Consider the following 8,835-nt stretch of genomic DNA (forward strand, 5'->3'; position numbering starts at 1 on the left):
TTATTCAACATGCCTTTGATAGTGGCTTTGGTGTATATGCAAACTACACCTATAACAAAACGAATCAGGCCGATGTTACTGTTGATGGTGAAAGCTTTGGTGAGTCGCCACTTATTGGTAGTGCTAAATATCAATACAACACATCGGTCTATTATGAAGGTGATAGCTTTAATATTCGCGCGTCATACAATAAACGAGGCGAAACCGTGCTCGGTATTAATAGCGGTTTAAACGTGTATCAAGACCCATACCAGCAAGTAGACGTAAACGCCGCGTATAACTTTACCGATAGCTTTAGCTTTACCGCAGCGGTAATTAATTTAACGCAATCAGAGTCCGTTACACGCTTAGGTAAAGATACCGATGCTCGTTTGTTGAATACCAGTTACTCAGGTCGTCGCTATTACGCTGGGTTTAATTACAGTTTTTAAAGCAGGAATGAGTGATGACTGCAACAAAATTAATTGAGTGAAGGCTTAATTGATACATCGGTATATTGGCTTTTACGCACACGGGTACGCAGTTTTTCTTGTTCTAAAACGTGACTAGCGTCGATATCATTTAACGGTATGGTATCTTCGCGGCTGAGATTGCCATCGGCCACTAGCGATAAGTAACGAGAACAACACACTCGCAAAAATGAGGTGAAGTTACCGATATCATGATCAGCATCAAGAGACTCAAGGTAGAGCTTAGTGATCATTTGATTTACGGTCATTTGATCGCGAAAAGCCACCTCTTCTAAAATATCCCAAAAAAATTCTTCGAGACGAATTGAGGTAACCACGCCATCAATGCGTAAAGACTTGGTACGGCAGGTCCACAATCGACTGTCGGCATTAATAAAAAGTTGGCACATAGGTTACCTCGTGATGCTGCTAAATTACGATTATAGCAAGGCTACAAACTGTTTTAACATGGCTGGGTGCGCAGGCCAAGCAGGGGCTGTGACTAATTTGCCATCGGTAATTGCGCCATCCATAGGTAACTCAACGTACTCGGCACCCGCCATTTTTACTTCAGGTTGGCACGCAGGGTAGGCAGATACTTTTTTACCTGTGATCACACCTGCAGCAGTGAGCATTTGCGGGCCGTGGCAAATAGAGGCAATTGGTTTATCCGCTGTAGCAAAGTGTTGAATTATTTCGATCACTTTCGCGTTCAAACGTAAATACTCAGGGGCACGGCCACCGGGTAAATACAAGGCATCGTAATCAGCGGCATTAATGTTGGCAAATGTCGCGTTAAGTGCAAAATTATGACCGCGTTTTTCGGTATAGGTTTGGTCGCCTTCAAAATCATGAATCGACGTTGCGATAGTGTCACCCGCTTTTTTATCAGGGCATACAGCATCAACCTGATGACCCATTGCCAATAATGCTTGAAAAGGCACCATGTTTTCATAGTCTTCAACAAAGTCACCGGTGATCATAAGTACTTTAGCCATGTTTTGCTCCAGATCTTAATTGTGCGTAAACGTATCAGAGTGGAAATTAAGTACACGCTAATACCGTGAGTGTTTAGTAAAGCACATACAAATCAGCAGCGGGTAGTATTCTAATACTACAATAGCGAGAGCTGCTGTGTTCCATTCCTTATTGTTTTTAATGACTTGAATAACCAGAAAGCTGATATATAACTTATCTCCAGTGGCTTTGTTGTTTTAAATAATACCTGCTGGAGCATGGTTAAAATATATGTTTTATATAACATAGTTAAAAACCCCAACCGATTCGAAGTCGAGTGCTATTTATTCGCTGCAATTGATTTTAATGAGAAACTAGCTTATTATCGCAATAACTTTTTTTGTGATAAGGCTCGTTATTTTGCGCATTACGCCGCCCTAGGTTTCCCCCCCCTCTAAATTGCCATAATTTAAATGGCTATCAATTGCTGTTTTCAGCAGGTGCTTGTTTGCGCCATCAAAAAATATTTAAGCACCCTGTTCAACGCGTTAACTGTCGATACGCTAATGTATTGCTATGTTGAAACTGTGGTTTATCGAATTTTTATCAATTTAAATTGTGTTTTTACTTTTGGCTAAATGATTTACGTATCAAAGCAGAGCATTGCTTTGCGTGTGAGCGTGTTAAGTTAAAAGAATTTTGCATGATGAAATTGATAACACATAAAACAAGGTTTTCTATGTTCGAAAAATTTAAACTCGAATGGTTCGCTAACATTCGTGGCGACTTACTTGCGGGTATTGTGGTCGCATTAGCTTTGATCCCTGAGGCTATCGCGTTTTCTATTATTGCTGGTGTTGACCCTAAAGTCGGCCTCTATGCTTCATTTTGTATTGCGGTTGTGATTGCCTTTGTTGGTGGCAGGCCCGGTATGATCTCTGCGGCCACCGGCGCGATGGCACTGTTAATGGTAACGCTAGTAAAAGAGCATGGCCTTGAATACTTACTTGCCGCTACTTTACTCACCGGTGTATTGCAAATTATTGCCGGTTATTTAAAGCTTGGCAGCTTAATGCGTTTTGTCTCGCGCTCGGTGGTTACTGGCTTCGTTAATGCCTTGGGTATACTTATTTTTATGGCGCAGTTGCCAGAGCTTACCAATGTAACTTGGCATGTCTACGCAATGACCGCCGCTGGTTTAGGTATTATTTACTTATTCCCTTACTTACCAGTTATCGGTAAAAGTATTCCCTCGCCGTTAGTGTGTATTGTGGTACTGACTGCCATTGCCATGACTATGGGACTTGATATTCGTACCGTCGGTGATATGGGTGAACTACCCGATACCTTGCCTATCTTTTTATGGCCTGATGTGCCGCTAAACCTTGAAACGCTAATGATTATACTGCCTTATTCAATAGGTCTTGCCGTGGTAGGTCTATTAGAGTCAATGATGACGGCCACTATCGTTGATGACCTAACTGATACCTCAAGCGATAAAAACCGTGAGTGTAAAGGCCAAGGCGTTGCCAATATTGGCGCAGGTTTATTAGGTGGTATGGCTGGTTGTGCAATGATTGGTCAGTCAATTATTAATGTTAAATCGGGTGGCCGTGGCCGCTTATCGAGCTTTGCCGCAGGTGTGTATTTGCTGGTTATGGTGGTGTTTTTAGGCGAATGGTTAAAGCTCATACCTATGGCGGCATTGGTTGCAGTGATGATCATGGTGTCAATTGGCACCTTTGCGTGGGGTTCTATTCGCGACCTTAAAAAGCACCCACTTTCAACTAATATAGTTATGGTTGCTACTGTGGTTGTAGTCGTTGCAACCCATAATTTAGCAATGGGTGTGTTTGTTGGTGTATTACTGTCTGCGGTGTTCTTTGCTAATAAAATTAGCCGCTTTATGGTGGTGCAATCTGAGGCGTCTAATGGCGACAAAGTGTATACAGTGACTGGCCAAGTATTCTTTGCCACAGCCGATAAATTTGTTGATTCGTTTGATTTTAAAGACGCAGCCGACAATGTCACGATTGATTTAACCCATGCACATTTTTGGGATATCAGTGGTGTAGGCGCACTTGATAAAGTGGTGATTAAATTACGCCGAGAAGGTGCCGAAGTCACTATTAAGGGCATGAATGCAGCAACCCAAACCGTAGTTGATAAGTTTGCAATTCATGATGATCCCGCTGCCGTAGAAAAAATGATGGCAGGCCACTAAGGAGAACACAATGAAAAAAATAATAGCATGCGTAGATGGTTCACTCATGGCGCACTCAGTGTGCCAAGCGGGAGCGTGGTTATCGGAGCGTTTATCAGTGCCTTTAGTATTACTGCACAGTATTGAAAAGGACCGCTCAGCTGATATCAATTTAGCCGGTAATATTGGTCTAGGAGCTAACGAAGTATTGTTACAACAATTGGCTGATAATGACGCGCAAAAAAGTAAATTGCTTAAAGCACACAGTAAAGCGCTGCTTGAGCATTTACAGCAGTCATTGCCTGAGCTAAACAGCCCAGTTGCAACACTTGAGCGCTTTGGGGATGTAAACCACACCCTTAGCGATATTAAGGAGTCAATTCGTTGTTATGTGATGGGCCGCAGTGGTGAAAACCATGCCAGTGATTCAAACTTAGTGGGCTCGCACATTGAAAGCGCATTACGTTTGGTTGACCGCTCTATGCTATTGACCGTTGGTGAGTTTAAACAACCGCAATCGTTTTTACTTGCCTACGATGGCAGAGAGCAAGCTAACCTGGCGATTGAGCGGTTACTCGAAACCAAACTACTGGCTGACTGCGATTGCCATTTAGTGATGGTAGGTAACACCAGCCATGCCACTAAAGACGCGTTTGATAAAGAGCTAAGCCGTTTAGAGTCACAATTTGCATCCATCACTCCACACTTTGTTGATGGCGATAATATTGCTGAATCATTGTTAGCTAAACAGCTAGAGCTTAATGTTGACTTAACTGTGATGGGAGCGTTTTCGCACTCTAAAGTGAGGCAGTTCTTTGTGGGTAGTAATACGCTAAAACTAATTACTAATAGCCATACTTCATTATTAGTGATCAAGTAATACGCTGTTTTTAATATCAATGAGCCTAACGGGTTGACCTTAAAAGGTTAATACGTTGGGCCCATTTATGTGTTAATTAAATACAAGGCGGAAGATGAAAAATTTTAATTTACTTGCCGACTTAGTCGCATCGGCTGGAGTATCAATAGGTACAGATAAGCATAATGATATTGTAATAAATGATAAACACGCATTTTCCCAAGCGGTTTTACAACAAGGCACCCTTGGTTTAGGCGAAAGCTATATGGCAGGCATATGGGAAAGCGAACAATTAGACGATGTTTTTTATAAGTTTCTTCGAGCAGATATTGGGGGCAAAGTAAAACCACTTAAGCTGTTACCCTATGCTATAAAAACCCGTTTATTTAACTTACAAAAAACCAGTCGTGCATTTACAGTTGGCGAACAGCACTACGATTTAGGTAACGATTTATACCAAGCAATGCTAGATCCACGCATGACCTATACTTGTGGTTACTGGCAAGATGCCAATAATTTAGAGCAAGCGCAGCTTAATAAGCTCGACTTAATTTGCCGCAAGCTAAAGTTAGAGCCCGGTATGACCCTGCTCGACATAGGCTGTGGCTGGGGAAGTTTTATTGCCTACGCCGCTGAGCACTATGGTGTTAAATGCACCGGTTGTACTATTTCTAAACAGCAAGTCGCATGGATCAAAAACAAATATGCCCACTTACCCCTTGAGTTTGCACTGCAAGATTACCGTTCTTTAGAAGGGCAATATGATCGTATTGTTAGTGTTGGTATGTTTGAACATGTGGGCTATAAAAACTTTGCTGACTACTTTAAGGTTGCCGAGCGCTGTTTAAAAGATCATGGCTTATTTTTACTGCATACCATAGGTAAACACGCGCAAACAGTAAAAACAGATCCTTGGATAGATAAATACATTTTCCCTAATGGTTATATCCCTAATATGACACAACTTGTCAGCGCAGCAGAAAAGCACTTTGTTGTTGAAGACTTACATAACTTTGGCACCGATTACGATAAAACCTTAACCGCTTGGTTTAATAACTTTGATCAACACTGGCCGCAATTAAGTAAACGCTATAACGAGCGGTTTTATCGCATGTGGAAATACTACTTATTAAGCTGCGCCGGTGCATTTAGAGCACGCGACTTGCAGTTATGGCAATGGGTGCTAGGCAAAAATGGCGTAGCAAACGGCTATACTAGAGAATCATAAGGATGCACTGTGAACAAACAAGACATAGCATTGTTTGCAGCAATGCAAACACTCGATCTTAAACGATATTTTTCCAAGCAAGTTAAAACGTTCCGCCATGACAATCAATACAGTAAATATATATACAGTGAGTTAAAAGCACTCAAAAAACGCCAAGCTTTATCGGCTAGTACCTTACGTTACTTTAAAGATGTGCTTGCTCCTGACTCACCAGGTTTTTACCAACGCTGGCAAGATCGTTACTTTCGTTATAAAGAGATTTATCGCAGTGTTTTTGCACTACGTAAACTTAGCGACTACGAACGCTTAGCCTTAGCGCTTAAGTTTATTGCGAAACACGATTTTGCTGTGCATATGGGACACGGCGATGAACTTAATTTTTCTAACGAACAAAGCCAAAAGGTAATCGACACTGGGTTTATTGGCTTAGTTGCAAGCGAACAAGAAAAACTACAAAGGCAGGGCTGTGTTGTGGGCACCCAGCTAACTTATTATATAGGTAATAATTTTGATAAAAATGCCTTTGCGTTAATGAAACATTTACAAACGTTTGGTTTTACCTTTGTGTATACCGAACAATCTCCTGAACTTTACTATCGATTATTTCATGTTATAGAAATTAGTAGTTTTGCCGATTTAATTTATCACTCAGAAGGTGTTGAATATGCCGCGGCCTAACTTTGATACCTTAATTGTTGAAGGTGGCGCAATGCGCGGGATTTTTGCAGCTGGTGTACTGGATGCATTTATGGAGCAGCAATTTAATCCATTTAATATGCTAGTGGGTGTATCTGCTGGGGCAACCAATTTAATCGGCTTTGCGGCTAATTGCCCTTATCGAAGCAAAGAGGTGATTGGTAATTTAGCGACATCAGCCAATTTTGTAAATCCGCTCCGGTTTTTACGCGGTGGCCATTTTTGTGATGTAAAATGGTTATGGCAACAATCGATGCTGCAATATCCTATTGAACACCATAATTTGCAGTTAGCATCACGACCATTTTATGTGGTGACCACCAATATTAATACAGGTGCAGCGCAGTACCATAAGGTTAACGAACACAATATGGATGCCGTGTTTGAGGCTAGCTGTGCTTTACCATTGTTATATCGGGCCTACCCGCAGGTAAATAATCAAGCCATGACCGACGGTGGTATCGCCGACTCTATCCCAGTTAAGTTTGCCTACCAACAAGGTGCACGTAAAATACTAGTGATAAGGTCAAGGCCGCGTGATTACCGTAAACGTGTCGCAACATCGAGCTGGTTAAGCGATAAACTATTTGTCAAGCAGCAAGGGTTAGCCCGCGCTATCAGAGCGAGAGCTGAAAACTATAATGCTGCGTGTGAATTTATTTCTTCGCCGCCTGACGATTGCCATATTGAAGACATCTCACCCTCCACTAACTTTAAAGTTACGCGATTTACAAAATCACCTAAAGTCTTAGCGCAAGGTTACCAAGAAGGTAAAAGTAGCGCACTTAATTGGCTTAAAAAACATCACCTATAAACTTTACAGGAGTAAATAATGAATAAATTTTTGCAGGCGATGGTGCTGGCAATGTGCGGGGTAAGCACAATGGCATATGCTGGCGAGGAAGCAATCGATTTAATTACCCATCCTGTTGGCCTAGTGTGTGTGGCCATTTTTATTATTGCCTACATTTTTGTGATACTCGAAGAAAAAATACATCTGCGCAAATCAAAGCCAGTGCTAGTTGCTGCTGGCATAATTTGGACACTGATCGCGTGGCAATATTCTAGCCAAAACTTAACCGACTTAAGTACCGCCGCATTTCGGCACGCCTTGCTTGAGTTTTCAGAGCTAATGCTGTTTTTACTGGTCGCCATGACCTACATTAACGCTTTAGAAGAGCGGCGCTTATTTGATGGCTTGCGGGCGTGGCTGGTTGAGCGTGGCTTTAGTTATAAACAGCTATTTTGGATAAGCGGGGTCATGGCATTTTGTATTTCGCCCGTGGCCGATAACCTAACCACCGCATTACTCTTGTGTGCAGTAGTGATGAAAGTGGCCGCCGATGACGCACGTTTTATTGCTATGGCCTGTGTCAATATCGTGATTGCCGCTAACGCGGGGGGCGCATTTAGTCCATTTGGCGATATTACCACCTTAATGGTCTGGCAAGCCGATGTACTTGAGTTTACCGAGTTTTTTGTGCTGTTTTTACCAGCCTTGGTGAGCTATATCATTCCTGCGTTTATTATGTCGCTTTATATTAATAATAAGCACCCACAATCAAGTGATGAGCAAGTGGAGTTAAAGCGTGGCGCACTGCGTATTTTATGTTTATTTTTACTGACCATTTTAACCGCCGTTATACTAAAAACCGCGTTTGGCTTACCTCCCGTAGTAGGCATGATGATGGGCTTAGGCTACTTACAATTTTTTGGCTATTTTTTACGTGTCACCCTACCTGGCTCACTGGCGAGAAAACGTGCCATGGCAGAGCGCGAAGGCGACAAACAGCGTTTAAGCCGTTTAGGTAACGTCGTGCCATTTGATGTATTTAGCCGAGTGTCACGAGCCGAGTGGGACACGCTATTATTTTTTTATGGCATTGTGATTTGTGTTGGCGGCTTAGGATTTATTGGTTATTTAGTCTTGTTGTCAGATTTACTCTACACAGGTTGGTCTGCAACCGGTGCCAACATTGTGTTAGGCCTGATGTCGGCCGTTGTTGATAATATTCCGGTGATGTTTGCGGTGCTGCAAATGATGCCCGATATGTCTCATGGTCAATGGTTATTGATCACCTTAACAGCTGGCATTGGTGGCAGTATTTTATCGATAGGTTCAGCGGCAGGCGTTGCATTAATGGGCCAAGCCAGAGGTATTTATACGTTTAGTAGCCATTTAAAATGGTCGCCGGTTATTCTATTAGGTTACTTTGCAGGGGTATTTACCCACTTGTATCTTAATACCTCGTATTTTAATTAACAAAACTGCAATTATCTCATGCTAATGCTAATGTTAAAATTTAATTGCACTTTATTATAAAATTGATGGCCTGATACTTTGAATAAATAAGTGCAGGATAACGCTGTTTAAAAATAAGATATTAAAATGACAAAAACATTGAAAAATAACGATTCACATTTTCTTGACCCCACTTACGAG

The 8,835-nt window shown here is 41.9% G+C and carries 9 protein-coding genes; 7 read left to right on the forward strand and 2 right to left on the reverse strand.

Going from position 1 to position 8,835, the window contains the following annotated elements; genetic code table 11:
- Positions 1 to 431: TonB-dependent receptor domain-containing protein (locus tag ACT3RM_RS15990; RefSeq protein WP_444511417.1), on the forward strand; the 431-nt coding region annotated here is incomplete at its 5' end.
- Between the two features lie 29 nt (positions 432 to 460).
- Here ACT3RM_RS15990 and ACT3RM_RS15995 read toward each other — a convergent pair.
- Positions 461 to 859 (reverse strand): ribbon-helix-helix domain-containing protein, encoded by a 399-nt coding sequence (locus tag ACT3RM_RS15995; RefSeq protein ID WP_192543062.1) that lies wholly within the window; start codon positions 857 to 859, stop codon positions 461 to 463.
- Between the two features lie 30 nt (positions 860 to 889).
- A complete protein-coding gene (locus tag ACT3RM_RS16000; RefSeq protein WP_064664650.1) occupies positions 890 to 1,447 on the reverse strand; it encodes a DJ-1/PfpI family protein in 558 nt (185 codons plus the stop codon).
- Positions 1,448 to 2,145: 698 nt separating this feature from the next.
- Between ACT3RM_RS16000 and ACT3RM_RS16005 the strand changes: the two genes are divergently transcribed.
- The 6 genes from ACT3RM_RS16005 to nhaD all read left to right on the forward strand — a co-directional run bounded on the left by ACT3RM_RS16005 (position 2,146) and on the right by nhaD (position 8,655).
- Entirely contained in the window at positions 2,146 to 3,630 is a 1,485-nt protein-coding gene (locus tag ACT3RM_RS16005; RefSeq protein WP_250653188.1) for a SulP family inorganic anion transporter, read from the forward strand.
- 10 nt (positions 3,631 to 3,640) lie between these two features.
- Positions 3,641 to 4,489 (forward strand): universal stress protein, encoded by an 849-nt coding sequence (locus tag ACT3RM_RS16010; protein WP_250653189.1) that lies wholly within the window; start codon positions 3,641 to 3,643, stop codon positions 4,487 to 4,489.
- Positions 4,490 to 4,583: 94 nt separating this feature from the next.
- Positions 4,584 to 5,696 carry a cyclopropane fatty acyl phospholipid synthase gene (cfa, locus tag ACT3RM_RS16015; RefSeq protein WP_441836207.1) on the forward strand — a complete coding sequence of 371 codons (1,113 nt, stop codon included), beginning with the start codon at positions 4,584 to 4,586 and terminating at the stop codon, positions 5,694 to 5,696.
- Between the two features lie 9 nt (positions 5,697 to 5,705).
- Positions 5,706 to 6,374: a hypothetical protein gene (locus tag ACT3RM_RS16020; RefSeq protein WP_441836208.1), complete on the forward strand. Its 669-nt coding sequence runs from the start codon at positions 5,706 to 5,708 to the stop codon at positions 6,372 to 6,374.
- Complete coding sequence (locus tag ACT3RM_RS16025; protein ID WP_441836209.1) at positions 6,361 to 7,206, forward strand: patatin-like phospholipase family protein; 846 nt, start codon at positions 6,361 to 6,363, stop codon at positions 7,204 to 7,206. The genes ACT3RM_RS16020 and ACT3RM_RS16025 overlap by 14 nt, the downstream gene beginning before the upstream one ends.
- A gap of 18 nt (positions 7,207 to 7,224) precedes the next feature.
- The gene (gene nhaD / locus ACT3RM_RS16030) at positions 7,225 to 8,655 is read left to right on the forward strand and encodes a sodium:proton antiporter NhaD (protein WP_441836210.1); all 1,431 of its coding nucleotides are present in this window, start codon (positions 7,225 to 7,227) and stop codon (positions 8,653 to 8,655) included.
- Positions 8,656 to 8,835 lie beyond the last annotated feature (180 nt).

It is taken from the genome of Pseudoalteromonas sp. AOP7-A1-14 (genome assembly GCF_052376275.1).
In the GTDB taxonomy this organism is placed as follows: domain Bacteria; phylum Pseudomonadota; class Gammaproteobacteria; order Enterobacterales; family Alteromonadaceae; genus Pseudoalteromonas.